The sequence below is a fragment of the Candidatus Leptofilum sp. genome (genome assembly GCF_965223285.1).
Taxonomy (GTDB): Bacteria; Chloroflexota; Anaerolineae; order Promineifilales; family Promineifilaceae; genus Leptofilum.
The window spans coordinates 2,766,113-2,779,213 of record NZ_OZ244997.1; the positions used below are offsets into that span (position 1 = coordinate 2,766,113).

General features: G+C 51.8%; 12 protein-coding genes. All 12 read right to left on the bottom strand.

The annotated features are described in order from the left end of the window. Positions 1–11 precede the first annotated feature (11 nt). Complete coding sequence (locus ACOQPU_RS12595) at positions 12–1,625, bottom strand: acyl-CoA carboxylase subunit beta (protein ID WP_420645452.1); 1,614 nt, start codon at positions 1,623–1,625, stop codon at positions 12–14. Between the two features lie 281 nt (positions 1,626–1,906). Beyond that, positions 1,907–2,332, bottom strand: a complete 426-nt coding sequence (locus tag ACOQPU_RS12600; RefSeq protein ID WP_420645831.1) for a type II toxin-antitoxin system VapC family toxin — start codon at positions 2,330–2,332, stop codon at positions 1,907–1,909. Beyond that, positions 2,313–2,618: a ribbon-helix-helix domain-containing protein gene (locus tag ACOQPU_RS12605; protein WP_420645453.1), complete on the bottom strand. Its 306-nt coding sequence runs from the start codon at positions 2,616–2,618 to the stop codon at positions 2,313–2,315. Before ACOQPU_RS12605 ends, ACOQPU_RS12600 begins: the two co-directional genes overlap by 20 nt. 159 nt (positions 2,619–2,777) lie before the next feature. Continuing rightward, a complete protein-coding gene (locus tag ACOQPU_RS12610) occupies positions 2,778–3,641 on the bottom strand; it encodes a 3-keto-5-aminohexanoate cleavage protein (protein ID WP_420645454.1) in 864 nt (287 codons plus the stop codon). Positions 3,642–3,763: 122 nt separating this feature from the next. Further along, the gene (locus ACOQPU_RS12615) at positions 3,764–4,984 is read right to left on the bottom strand and encodes a phenylacetate--CoA ligase family protein (RefSeq protein WP_420645455.1); all 1,221 of its coding nucleotides are present in this window, start codon (positions 4,982–4,984) and stop codon (positions 3,764–3,766) included. 15 nt (positions 4,985–4,999) lie between these two features. After that, positions 5,000–5,794 carry an ABC transporter ATP-binding protein gene (locus ACOQPU_RS12620; RefSeq protein WP_420645456.1) on the bottom strand — a complete coding sequence of 265 codons (795 nt, stop codon included), beginning with the start codon at positions 5,792–5,794 and terminating at the stop codon, positions 5,000–5,002. 77 nt (positions 5,795–5,871) lie between these two features. Beyond that, positions 5,872–7,359 carry an ABC transporter substrate-binding protein gene (locus tag ACOQPU_RS12625; protein ID WP_420645457.1) on the bottom strand — a complete coding sequence of 496 codons (1,488 nt, stop codon included), beginning with the start codon at positions 7,357–7,359 and terminating at the stop codon, positions 5,872–5,874. A gap of 143 nt (positions 7,360–7,502) precedes the next feature. Next, positions 7,503–8,627: a branched-chain amino acid ABC transporter permease gene (locus tag ACOQPU_RS12630; RefSeq protein WP_420645458.1), complete on the bottom strand. Its 1,125-nt coding sequence runs from the start codon at positions 8,625–8,627 to the stop codon at positions 7,503–7,505. 48 nt (positions 8,628–8,675) lie between these two features. After that, a complete protein-coding gene (locus tag ACOQPU_RS12635) occupies positions 8,676–9,092 on the bottom strand; it encodes a four helix bundle protein (RefSeq protein ID WP_420645459.1) in 417 nt (138 codons plus the stop codon). A gap of 39 nt (positions 9,093–9,131) precedes the next feature. Further along, a complete protein-coding gene (locus tag ACOQPU_RS12640) occupies positions 9,132–10,085 on the bottom strand; it encodes a branched-chain amino acid ABC transporter permease (RefSeq protein ID WP_420645460.1) in 954 nt (317 codons plus the stop codon). Positions 10,086–10,174: 89 nt separating this feature from the next. Further along, a complete protein-coding gene (locus ACOQPU_RS12645) occupies positions 10,175–12,091 on the bottom strand; it encodes an AMP-binding protein (RefSeq protein WP_420645461.1) in 1,917 nt (638 codons plus the stop codon). Positions 12,092–12,097: 6 nt separating this feature from the next. Further along, positions 12,098–12,871 (bottom strand): ABC transporter ATP-binding protein, encoded by a 774-nt coding sequence (locus tag ACOQPU_RS12650; protein WP_420645462.1) that lies wholly within the window; start codon positions 12,869–12,871, stop codon positions 12,098–12,100. Between the last annotated feature and the right edge of the window lie 230 nt (positions 12,872–13,101).

Here is a 13,101-nt window from a genome sequence, read left to right on the forward strand (position 1 = left end):
TGGCACCTCGTTTACATCCGAAAAACGCCGTAGTGCGGCTGCCCCGGGGTAATAAAATCCACATTGTGCGCTACCGAGAGTCCCACGCTCAACGCCCGGCGCGTGTCGCGCGGGTCCAAAATACCGTCATCCCACAGCCGCGCTGTCGCGTAATATGGGTCTGACTCCTGCTCAAACTTTTGCCGCGTCATCATCTGCATCGCCTCGATGGTTGTCTTGTCTGGCTCAATGCCGCGCCGCTTGGCGGCCGCTTCCTGCACAATGCCCAACACCCCCGCCGCCTGCTCGCCGCCCATCACGGCCACCCGACTGTTGGGCCAGCTCCACAAAAAGCACGGATCGTAGGAACGGCCGCACATCGCATAATTCCCCGCCCCGTAAGAACCACCCACAATCACCGAAAACTGCGGCACGCTGCTGGTGGCCACTGCGTTGATCATCTGGCTGCCGTGCTTGATAATGCCGCCCCGCTCGTACTGCGTTCCCACCATAAAGCCAGTAATATTTTGCAGATAGATCAGCGGCGTGCGGCTCTGGTTGCACAGCTGGATGAACTGCGCCGCCTTGTTAGCTGATTCGGAAAACAAAATGCCGTTGTTACCCAAAATGCCCACCGGCCAACCGTTTATCACCGCGTATCCGGTTACCAAAGTAGGCCCATATTCTGGCTTAAACTCAAAGAATTCAGAGCCATCGACTATCCGAGCAATAATTTCACGAATATCGAAGGGAATGCGCGGGTCAGCGGGAATAATGCCCAATAGTTCGTCAGGATCGTAGGCTGGTTCGCTAGGCGATTGGCGACGATTGAGGCAAACAGCCGGTTTTTGCTGCTTTAGATACCGGGCGATTAAACGGCCGATTCTTAACGCATCAGCATCATCCTCCGCCAAATAATCACTCAGCCCAGACACCTGGGCATGCATCTCTGCCCCGCCCAGCGTTTCATCATCCACCTCTTCGCCAATGGCCATCTTCACTAGCGGCGGCCCACCCAGATAAGCGGTCGCTTTGTCACGCACAAAAACGGTATAGTCGCTCATCCCTGGCACATATGCCCCGCCCGCTGTGGAAGAGCCAAAGACCAGCGCCACCTGCGGAATCCCCGCCGCCGAGAGCCGCGCTTGGTTGGCAAAGGTGCGCCCACCCAGAATAAAAATTTTGTCCTGGTAGAGCAAATTGGCCCCGGCCGACTCCACGCAGGTAATGCAAGGCAGCCGATTTTCGGCAGCAATGGTTTGGGCCCGCAGCGTTTTTTGCAGCGACATGGGGTAGACTGCGCCCCCCTTGGCTGTGGCGTCATTGACCGTCACTAGACATTCCACGCCGCTCACAATGCCAATCCCCGCAATTTGCAGCGCAGCGGGGGCTTCGTGGTTGTACATATCCCAGGCCGCCAGCGGCGACAGCTCCAAGAATGGCGTGCCAGGGTCGAGGAGTAGCTCCAACCGTTCACGGGGCAGTAATTTACCCTGATCGCGGAACTTTTTTACACCCCGCTCACCACCGCCTGCCCGTACTTGCGCCTGCCGTGCTTCCAATGTCTCCACCAACTTGAGCATGGCGGCGCGGTTGATATTGTATTCTTCACTACGTGTATTGAGGGTCGATTCCAGTTGATCCATGATGACGCTCCGGCCAGGAGTGGCAGTCCTTTCATCTCTCAGATTAGCAATAGTTTGATTTAGGACTGCCACTCCTGATAGCTTTGGGAAAACAGGGAAAGGCAAGTTGGGCAAAGATTCTCATGCCCAATGGTGTTCAGGCGGGAATGGGCACGGCGGTCGGTGATCTTTTTGCCGCACCAGGCTACATACGAGTCACGACTGTGTTCCACGATATGCCAGGTCTCGGTGGTCAATAAAACAACAGGATTAGTTTCTGAATTCATAGAACATGAAATGTACTATTGTCTCATCGGCAAGACTGTGAAGTAATTAATGTGGCTGGGCCGAATTAAGCGAAAGTCACGCTGATCTAGAGTGAGAATGGTTTCAATTTTCAAGCGTTCGGCGGCGGCGACCAGGGTCGCGTCTACCAGGTCTAGCCGGGCATCGGCATACTCCTTGAGCAGCGCATCCACCCGCACCCAATCTTGTGGCTGGATTTGCTCAATTTGCCACATTGGATCTTGCAAATTGCGAACGAAAGCTCGCATCACTGGATGTCCCAGCCATCTATGCAACAAATAGCAAGTCTCAGGAATAACTGTTACCGGGAGATGTTTGTGCAGGGTGGTGTCGCGGGCAACTTCTACACAAGCGGCGTGGTTCGCGTCTTTTTGGTTAATGAGAGCAAAGAGAAAACTGGAATCAAGCAGGGTCTTTTTCATCACGCAAGGCAAATCCGTAGCGAGGATCGATATTTTCCAGGATGTCGGATTCATCCTGCCCATTAGCCATGTCGGTGGGTACGGCCGTTTCTCCTGCCAATCCAATTAAACGCAGCAGCGGATCATCGGGTGGCTGTTCAGCTTCGGCAACCGCCACATAAGCCACCAATGCCTCGCGAATAATGGCCGCTTTCGACTTTCCTTCCCGCCGGGCAATTTGCTCAATCTTGTAGAGCATCTCCTCTTCCGCCATAATGGTCGTCCGCTTCAGATTAGTCTCAGCCATAATCAAATCTCCATGTTATACATGCATAATGATGATAGCATAACTCATCGTTTATTTCAATATCTGCCATTTGATCGCAGCACCCCCCTAAACAAAGCAAATAAACTGCTTGCCATAGTTACAGGGACTTCTCCCTTTGATCGAAGTGGTAATGCCAAGTTATTTTGTTGGTAGAGGGATTTGTAACTGGTTGCGCGCTTCGGCGATAGTGGCCACTTCGCCACCGACCAGGCAAACCAGTTCGGCCGCTTTGGCTACAAGTTCGCCATTGGATTTTGCCAGATCGCCATTGGGCAAGTAGAGATTGTCTTCCAACCCCACCCGCACGTTGCCGCCCATAGAAACGGCCGCTGCCACCAGGCGCCACTGCTTTTGCCCAATGCCAATCACCTGCCAATGTGAATCTGGGGGCAATTGATCCACTTGCTGCACCAAATGTTTGGTGCTGGCTGGAATGCCGCCCAGTACGCCCATAATTAGGCTAAATTGGTACGGTGGCTTGAGCAAACCCAGGTCGATGAGCGGCTGGGCGTTGTTGATGTGGCCGCTATCAAAACATTCCATTTCTGGCCGGGTGCCTGCTTCATTCATCGCTTCCAAGAAAAACTGAATGTCCTTAAACGGATTGGCAAATACGTGATCGTGGTAAAAGGTTTTGTACTTACTTGAGTAGATGGCGTAGTTCATCGAGCCCATGTTGAGCGCAGCCATATCCGGCCGCAGGGCGCGAATGTGGTGAATGCGCGTTTCCCGGTCGATGCCGATGGCACCGGTGGAGTAGTTGATGATGACATTGGGACAGCGTTGACGTACCTCGACATCGATTTGGGCATAGGTTTCTACGTCGTAGGCGGGACGGCCGTCTGGCTGGCGGGCATGAATATGCACAATGCTGGCTCCCGCATCCACGCTGCGGCGGGCTTCTTCGCCAATTTCAGCGGGTGTGTAGGGGATAGCGGGGGATTGGGCTCTAGTGGTAAGGACCCCGGTTAAAGCGGCCGTTATGATTGTTTTTTGGCTCATATTGTCTGTATTATAAACTAAAAAGGGCGAGGCAGACGGTGGCAACGCTTGTTTTCTTTGCCGAAATATTTCCCGTCTGTCTCGCCCCTACGGATTATAGTTTACCGAATACTGTTTACCTGTTACGCTTGCCAATCCCGGTCATCAACCATGCCGGGGGCATCATCGGCCAACGTACCGGGGGAGATAAATTCAACTTCGTCCACACGAACACGGCAGAGACCTTGAACGGCCGTTTTAATTTGACTCGATACGGCCGTTTCATCCACACCTTCTGCCTCGACCCGCACCACAAAATAATCCTTGAGTTCGGGTCGGGACACCACGCCCTGCACCTTTTGCACACCGGGAATTTGCCCAGTGGCAAAGCGCAGCTGGTTGGGATGGACAAACATGCCCCGCACTTTAGCTGCCTCGCCAGACCGCCCCACCAAAATAATGCTGCGCTCCGTCTGCTGGCTCTGGCCGGGGTTCGGATCCATGTTCATCGCCATGTCGCCCGTGCCAATGCGAATGAGCGGATAGGCGCGGCTAAAGTTGGTGGCCACCACCTCGCCCGCCTCGCCGGGGCCAACCGGCTGGCCAGTTTCGCTATCCACCACCTCGATGATCGGCTCCGGCAGCAGAGGCATCGCCATGCCATCACCCGTGTTGAGTGCCAGCAGGCCAAAATCGGCCGTTGCATAAGCGTTACCTACAGCAATGCCATACTGCTCAACAAAGGTCTGTCGCAAAGTTGGCGGCAGGGGTTCTGCCGAGAAAATCGCGGTCTTTAGATGCAAATCGTTTTTGAAATCAATGCCACTGGCCTCCGCCTTTTTAATCAAATTCATCAAAAAGCTGGGCGTTCCGCTGTAGCCTGTTACCTTCAAATCCTGCATCATTTTTAGCTGGAGTTCGGCACTGCCAGTGCCGCCCGGCACCACGGTGCACCCCAGCCGCACCAGCGCATTATCAAACAGATAGCCCGCTGGCACTAAGTGATAAGAAAAGCTGTTTAACACCACATCACCTGGCCTGAAGCCCGTTGCTTTCAGCGCACCTACAGCCACGTCCCAGGCACCTTCATCCGGTTCTGGGGCAGGTTCATAGATGGGGCCAGGGGAGAAAAAGATGTGGGTGACTTTTTCAGGCGGAATACCCAACATGCCGCCAAACGGTGGGCTAGCTTGCTGCAAGGCCACAATTTCGTCTTTGGGCAGCACCGGAATCTTAGGCAAATCTGCCACGCTCCGAATATCATTCGGCGTGATGCCTACTTTGTCGAACCAAGCCTTTACTGCTGGCGCATTTTCGTAAGCATATTGAACTGCTTCTTTCAGTTTTTCATCTAAATGAGTCATGATATCCCCCACAATTTAACCTAACCAACGCTTGCGGCGTTTGTAATGTTTTACGTCCCGGTAGCTTTTGCGTTCGCCAACCTGGGTGAGACCCAGGTAAAACTCTTTGATGTCGGCGTTTTGGGCAAGTTGGTCTGCTTCGCCGTCTAGCACGATACGGCCGTTCTCCATCACGTAAGCATATTCGGCCGTTTTCAAAGCCACGTTTGCATTTTGCTCAACCACCAAGATAGAAACGCCCGACTCTCGATTGATACGCTGAATAATTTCAAAAATGTTTTGCACCAGCAATGGCGCCAATCCCAAAGAAGGCTCGTCCAGCAACATCAGGCGTGGCTTGGCCATTAGTGCCCGACCAATGGCCACCATCTGCTGCTCCCCACCAGAAAGGTAACCAGCTGTGCGGTTTCGCAAGGGCTTCAGGGCGGGGAAATAATCATACACCTGCTCTAATAGCTGCCTAGTTTCCGACTGACTAGGATTTACCAAAGCACCAACCCGCAAATTTTCTTCCGTGGTTAGATGCTGAAACAGGCGGCGACCTTCCAATACCTGCACAATGCCACGCCGCGTAATTTCTTCTGCTACCAGCGTGTCCAGCCGTTCGCCATCAAACTCAATACTGCCGCGCGTCACCGCGCCATCCTCCCGCAGCAGCAAGCCAGAAATAGCTTTGAGGGTCGTCGTCTTTCCAGCACCATTTGCACCGAGCAACGAAACAATCTGCCCTCGCTCTACCTCCAGCGAGACGCCGCGCAGCACCAAAATGACATCACTATAAACGACTTCGATATTGTTAATTTTTAACATAGGAAAAAAATTGCCACAGAGAACACAGAGGATTAAGAGAAAATCTCATTTACCTCTGTGTTCTCTGTGGCTACAAATTAATTATTAGAGAAGTTTTCTTCTGGTCGGAGGTCTGGCGTTGATGTCCAATCTTGCAATTGAACGAATGCGCCGCCCTGCACTTGGCGGATTTGCGCCTCGTGTGGGGAGCGGCTGTTGTTAGAGAAGTCTACACGCATGACACCATCTAACACATCAATAGCACCCAGCTCAATCAAGGCTGCATGAACGTCAGCCCCTGTCAAATTATCAAAACCTACATTGTCAATTGCTAGCTCAATGGCGCGAACTGCCAAATCTACACCAGCAAAGGTAAGCAGATAACCCACGCCGTGCTCAGCTGGCTGGCGCTCATTGGCGGCAAATTGCTCTTCAGCAAACTGAATGCCTGGATTGTCTGCATCTGTCCAGAACAGATAGGGGAATGGAGAAATCATGCCTTCAACCAAGGCAGGATCGCTAACAAAAGCGTAAATGGAGATGTCCATTGCCCAGTTATTGGCCCCAAACAGGAAGGAGTCGCGTAAGCCAAGCGCACCTAAACCATTCAGAATCGAGGCGGGGCCAAAAGCCAGGGAGTTGGTGTAAATAACGTTGGCACCAGCAGCCTGGGCGTTGAGGATAGCAGTTGTTGTATCGGCCGTGGGGGCAGGCTCTATCAGCTCGTTGGCCACAATCTCGATGCCGAGGCTCTCAGCGTATGCCAAGGCCTCATCGGTGTAAGCCCCCTGCCCATAAGCGGTAGGCCAGCTAATGTAGGCGACCTTGATGTCGTCGCCAGCACCTTCTGGCTTCACATCATCCCAGTTAGCACTAATGTAATCCATGAAGAGGGCAAACTGGTCAGGGTAGATGGGCGCATAGCCAAAGGTATAGCCGGACTCTGGGCCATAAAAGGCAACAGAGCTAAGCCCAGCAGCAAGGTTGGGGATTTGGTCTTCCACAAAGCGGCTGGCCAGTGCTTCGCCATCGCCAGAGCCGTAAGTAAACATAACGAGGACGTTGTCATCTTCACTGGTGTAGCGATCGTAGGCGGCCACAGCTTCATCAACGCTGGATTGTGTATCGGTAAATTCCAGCTCTATTTGCGCGCCACGAATACCACCGTTGGCGTTAACGGCCGCAACAGCATCGTTGAATCCATTGATCAGCGGCCCGGTGATACCTGCCAACGGCCCGGAAAGATCACCAAAATGATAAAAAGTGATGGTTTCACCTTCGAGATTGTCGGTACGCATCTCTTCATCCGTCGCTTCATCATCACCGGTAGCTTCTTCTACAGCTTCAGCAACGTCAGTCGCAGCGGCTTCAACGGTTGGTGCCACTTCTTCGACGGCCGCTTCCACCGTCGGGGCTATTTCTTCAGCCGCAGCTTCAACTGTTGGAGCAATTTCCTCAACCGCCTCTTCTACGGCATTCGCAGCATCCTCCACAGCTTCTTGCACTTCAGCGGGGCTACCACAGGCTACCAAGAACATTGTTGCCAACAGCAAAAATAGTAGTGTAAATATGGGTGTTTTCTTCATGCTTACTCTCTCCTTTTCATGAGTAAATAAGATTTTTCAACTTGTACGAAACGGTTTGTAGAAGTTCACCTCCTTGCAAAAAGCGGTTAGTGGCTGGTGGTTAGTGGTTGGTATAACTAGCAACCAACCACCAGCCACTAAAACTATCTAGCAAACGGCCGTAATCGCCAAGCCGCCTTAATTAACCGCCAGCGATAAGCCAGCCCGCGTGGTTCAAAAATCAGGAACAGGGTGAGTGCCAGGCCAAAGATAAACGGCCGTAACGCGGCCCCAATCCCCCCAGCATTTTCCGGGAACAGTTCGATGATGGGCGGCGTTAGCAAGGTTGCCAACTCTTCCAAAAGGATGATGAGGGTAGTGCCAAAAATGGGGCCGACGCTAGTGCCCAGACCGCCAACAATCAACATGCCTAGCATGATGATTGAATCGTTGAGTCCAATTGTTTCGGAGTTAAGGTGGCGCAGATTATGGGCCAGCAGCGAACCAGCCACGCCAGCATACACCGAAGCAATAAAGAAAGCGCGCAGCTTGTAGCTAAACAAATTAATGCCCAGCAGTTCGGCTGCTAAGTCGTTGTCGCGGATGGAAATGAAAGCACGCCCCAGGCGGCTGCGAGCAATATTATGCGCCGCAATGGTGCTAATGAGAAGCACCACCAGCGTGATGTGTATAAATTCTGTGGGGGTAGCAAAGCGGTAGAGGCAAGCGGCCGTTTCAGCATCGAACGTCGTACCCAGGTAGCAAATATCGTTAATCACCGGAATCTGAATAACCGGCACAGGCACATTGATGCCCTGCGCCCCATTCAGCACATCAGGCCACAGATTGCGCGTAAACCAGGGGATAATAAATTGGGCACTCAACGTGGCCATTACCAAATAGAACCCTTTCACCCGCAGGGATGGCAAACCAAACAGTAATCCCACCAATCCCGCGCCCAAGCCAGCTACCGGCAAGGCCAAGAAGAAGCTCCACCCCAATACCCCAACCAGCAAAGCAGAAATGTAGCCGCCAACTGTCATAAATGCCGCCTGCCCTAGTGAAATTTGGCCAGTGTAACCGGTCAGGATATTCAGCCCCTGCACCGCAATCATAAAAATGCAAATGCGATTGACCAGTGATACCAGCGATTCCGAAGCAACGTAAGGCAAAGCAAACAACAAAATCAAAAAGGCAATGAGCACCACATATTGCCACGGCTTTCGCAGCACGGCCATATCCTGTTCGTATGATTTATCAAAATCACCTGCTGGTCGTAGAACAGCCATTTTCTCTCCATTTGATAGTTTTTTAGCGGTTAGTTTGTTAGTTGCTGGTTATCGTTTACGTTGTTGGTCTGCAACGATAGTGAGCATACGGATGATTTCTGTTGCCAAATTCATACGATGATTCACAGCTTCTAACTCAAGCGCGTGGCGATTTCGCCAGTACCATCCTCGCGTTTCGCGGGCTGAACCAATCGCAATACGTAGAAATCGGGCATAATCTTTGCCAAAGCCACGGCCGTATCCTTCTTCAACATTGGCCGATACAGAACCGCTGCTGCGCAACAGCTGCGACATTCTTGCCTGGCCTAGAGGGCTTCTTTGCAATTTCTCATAATCAAGCCAGGCCAAATCGGATAAAAATAACGATTTTCGATACACTTCCAATCGCCACAACGGATCCTCTTTAATACATTGCGGCAAAGTCTCCAACCATTCCTCGTAATTTCTCCAGCTATTTGCACTCATAAGCACAACTACCAGCCACTAGCCACTAACAACTAACCGCTAAATCCGCTCGATACGCTTTTGCCCAAAAAGGCCATCTGGTCTAAAAAGCAAGACGATAAGCAGAATGACGTAAGGAATAATAGCGGCCGAATTGCGAATGGCTTGAGCCGCATCTGGACCAAGGAAGAAATCACTGTTGGGCAAAGCTACTAAGCCTTGGGCCAAGCCCACGATGAGACCACCCACTACCGCGCCGGGAATAGATTCCAGTCCACCCAGCAGCACGGCAGGGAACGCCGCCAGCACCACAATCGAGAGGCTCAAATCCAGGCCGCTGGCGGTGGCAATAAGGATGCCGCCCACAGCAGCAATGATGCCGGCAATTGCCCAAGAAATACCAAACACGCGGTTAATGCGAATGCCCACGCTTTGAGCCGTCTCGTGATCTTCGGCCGTGGCGCGCATGGCCAGGCCGGTGCTGGTGTATTGGAAGAAGAGCCAAAGCAGCGTCACGCAAATCATCGCCACCACAAAAGACCACACTAAATTTTGTCGCAGCACTAAAATTATGGGATTGTCGTTGTAGGTGAAAGGCAGGGTGATTTGGTATGGATTGGTCACATCAAAAATGACGGGGAAGCTGCGCTGCACGGTGCCAAAGACAAGAATCGTCAGCCCTTGCAAAAACTGCGCCAACGCCAGGGTCATCAAAATTATGGAGAGTAACGGCTGACCAGTCATGGGGCGCAGGGCAAGTCGCTCGATGAGCAAACCCAGCAGCACGGAAACGCCCAAAGCGCAAATAATAGCCAACCACAATGGCAATCCCAAACCGCTATCGGAAGCAAACCACCAGGTCGCCATCGTACCGATGAGCAGCATTTGCCCTTGAGCAAAGTTGAACACCTCAGACGATTTGAAAATGAGGACGATGCCCAGCGCAATGAGGGCAATCGGCCCACCGTTGAGCAAGCCAGTAATTGCAAATTGGGGAAGTAGCTGCCAGTTCATACGCTTATCCTGCAATTTTTTGCCACAGAGATCACAGAGAATTTTGAGATTTTCCTCTTATTCCTCTGTGTCCTCTGTGGCTAAATTTTCTAGTAGAGGGAGGCAATTTTTACGGCCGTTTCGACCACACTCGTACTGCCATCCTGATACTGCACCGTTGCCCGCACGTCCACCCGGTCTGCGCCGTTGTACATGCCGGTGATGATGTCGCTGTATTTATCGAACAACACACTGCGCTTCAGCTTGCGGGAGCGGGTCATCTCTTCCTCATCGGCATCAAACTCTTTGTGCATGAGAACAAAACGGCGGATACGGCCGTTTGGCGGCAAATTCTCATTCACGTCTGCTACCGCCTGTTGGACTAAATCATACACCTCTGGCTTTTGGGACAAATCAATAAAGGTTGTGTAACCCAAACCACGCCGCTCCGCCCAATTGCCCACATTGCCAAAATCCATCACGATGAGTGCCGTTACGTAATCCTTATCTTCTCCACCAACGGCCATCACATCTTTGACATACGGGCTAAACTTTAGCCGACCCTCAATGAACTGGGGTGAAAAGACCTCGCCATTGGCCAGGCGGAGCATGTTTTTTACCCGATCCTGGAAGATGACATGCCCATCATCATCAATGTAGCCTGCATCCCCCGTACGGAACCAGCGACGGCCGTCTTCATCCACCAAAATATCCTTCGCCGTCGCCTCGGGATTTTTGTGATATTCCTTCATCACTGTCGCGCCAGCAATCAGCAGTTCGCCATCATCCGAAGTCCGAATCTCTACGCCAGGGTAGGGCACGCCCACACTAGCAAACTTAATATCCCCATCCCGATGCACCGTCACCCCACCGCACACTTCAGTAGAGCCATAAATCTGCTTCAAATTAATGCCCAGCGCATGGTAAAAACGGATATGATCCGGGCTTAATACCGCACCAGCCGTATAAGCCCCACGCACGTTTGAAAGGCCCAACTGATTGCGCAGCGGGGCAAAAACCAGCAAATCACCCAGCGTGTAAGCCAGCTTCAGCCCCAAACCAATCGGTTCTTTATTAAACTTCTTATCCGCAACCTTATAGCCGACCGGCAAAAACGTTTCATACAATTTCTTATTGAGGCGCGTCGATTCTTCAATTTGCACCTGCACCTGTCCCACCAATTGATCCCACAGCCGCGCCCCGTAAAAAAGATTCTGCGGCGCAATTTCCCGGATGTTTTGGCGCACCGTTTCTGGCTCTTCCGGGAAATTCATAATCATGCCTTGGTAACAATGCGGCACAATGCCAAAAACAGGTTCGGCGATCCAACCCATCGGCATAAAGCTCACGTGATTGTCTGTGTCATAACGCGGATCAACCTCAAACGCCATGGCTGCAACCGTAAGCAGATTTTCATGGGTTAGCACCACCCCTTTAGGCAAACCCGTCGTGCCAGAGGTGTAACAAATAAGGGCAGAATCATCCGCTTGGCCCAAAGCAATTTCTGTTTCAAAGCGATCCGGTTCTTTCTGCGCCAGCTCAGCCCCCAATACCTGTACTTCTTCAAAAGAAATCAGCCAATCGTCATCATAGCTCCACAACCCCTTATCATCCCAGTAGATAACTTTTTTGATATTGGGTACTTCGTCCTTCAGCTCCAGAAACTTATCGCATTGCTCCTGATCTTTGGCCAGAGCAAAGGTAGCGTCGCTGTGGTTAATAATGTAAGACATCTCGCTGGGGATGGCATCGGTGTACATCCCGACCCCCGCAGCCCCCACCGCCTGCATGGCCACAAAGCCCCACAAATATTGGCGATCATTATCCCCAATGCTGCACAGGTGATCGCCTCGTTGTAGGCCCAGCACAATTAAGCCCAAGGCAAAGTCACGTACCTGCTCGTAAGACTCTTGCCAGGTAAATTCACGCCAAATGCCAAACTCTTTTTGCCGCAAAGCAACTTTGTTTGGTGGCCCTTGCCTCACCTGTGCTAAAAAATGTTGGGGAATCGTCTTAAGTCCGTTCATGGTCCTTTATGCTTTACCCAAATAGGCGTCAATTACCGTGGCATCCTGCTTCACTTCATCCGGCTCCCCATCAGCAATTTTTACGCCAAAGTCCAGCACCACCACGCGGTCAGAGATGTCCATAACCAAGCCCATATCATGCTCGATCAGCACAATGGTTACGCCGCGCCGTTCGTGGATGTCTAGTATAAAGCGAGCCATATCCTCTTTTTCTTCCACATTCATACCCGCCATTGGCTCATCCAGCAAAAGCAGTTCTGGTTCCATCGCCAGGGCACGGCCTAGCTCGACACGCTTACGTAAACCATAGGCGAGGGCACCAACGGTTGCCTTGCGGATGTGGGCAATCTCTAAAAAGTCGATGATTTCTTCCACGACTTCACGGTGCTGCACTTCTTCACGTTGGGCAGCACCCCAGTACACCATGCTGGCCAAACTATTCTGCTTCATGTGAATGTGGCGAGCCGCCATCAAATTATCTAGCGTACTTAAACCTGTGTATAGGGCAATATTTTGAAACGTGCGGGCAATGCCCAGAGAAGCAATTTTATGTGTCGGGGTTTTGGTGAGGTCGGCATTTTTGAAGAGAATTTGCCCTTCTTGTGGACGGTAAAAACCGCTGATGCAGTTGAGCATGGAGGTTTTACCGGCACCGTTTGGCCCGATGATGGCTCGAATCTCCCCTTTTTTCACGCCAAATCCAACTTCAGAGAGGGCAGCGTTTCCCCCAAAGCTCAAGGATACGTTTTGGACATCAAGCAGGACGGCATTTGAACTCATGCAACCTCTATTGTATTGAGTAGCGCAGAAAACCGGCTATTTGGAGCCAAGTTGGTTACGTTTGGGTTTATCTTATTTGCACAAAGGGTGTTCTTCTCTTCGGTACAAAAGTTACCATAAGCTAAGGGGATAGGCAAGAAATTTTAGCAGACTGGAGATTTAGAGATTGGCGTTTGTTCGTCTCTACTCTCCAGTCCTTGAACTTAGAAATCACGCTAGGTTTACGGAGC

Coding starts and splice junctions, on each gene's coding strand:
- ACOQPU_RS12610 (WP_420645454.1), bottom strand. CDS start 3,641: ATGAGCCAAAAAACAATCATAACGGCCGCTTTAACCGGGGTCCTTACC.
- ACOQPU_RS12640 (WP_420645460.1), bottom strand. CDS start 10,085: ATGAACTGGCAGCTACTTCCCCAATTTGCAATTACTGGCTTGCTCAAC.
- ACOQPU_RS12645 (WP_420645461.1), bottom strand. CDS start 12,091: ATGAACGGACTTAAGACGATTCCCCAACATTTTTTAGCACAGGTGAGG.
- ACOQPU_RS12625 (WP_420645457.1), bottom strand. CDS start 7,359: ATGAAGAAAACACCCATATTTACACTACTATTTTTGCTGTTGGCAACA.
- ACOQPU_RS12615 (WP_420645455.1), bottom strand. CDS start 4,984: ATGACTCATTTAGATGAAAAACTGAAAGAAGCAGTTCAATATGCTTAC.
- ACOQPU_RS12630 (WP_420645458.1), bottom strand. CDS start 8,627: ATGGCTGTTCTACGACCAGCAGGTGATTTTGATAAATCATACGAACAG.
- ACOQPU_RS12620 (WP_420645456.1), bottom strand. CDS start 5,794: ATGTTAAAAATTAACAATATCGAAGTCGTTTATAGTGATGTCATTTTG.
- ACOQPU_RS12595 (WP_420645452.1), bottom strand. CDS start 1,625: ATGGATCAACTGGAATCGACCCTCAATACACGTAGTGAAGAATACAAT.
- ACOQPU_RS12600 (WP_420645831.1), bottom strand. CDS start 2,332: ATGAAAAAGACCCTGCTTGATTCCAGTTTTCTCTTTGCTCTCATTAAC.
- ACOQPU_RS12635 (WP_420645459.1), bottom strand. CDS start 9,092: ATGAGTGCAAATAGCTGGAGAAATTACGAGGAATGGTTGGAGACTTTG.
- ACOQPU_RS12650 (WP_420645462.1), bottom strand. CDS start 12,871: ATGAGTTCAAATGCCGTCCTGCTTGATGTCCAAAACGTATCCTTGAGC.
- ACOQPU_RS12605 (WP_420645453.1), bottom strand. CDS start 2,618: ATGGCTGAGACTAATCTGAAGCGGACGACCATTATGGCGGAAGAGGAG.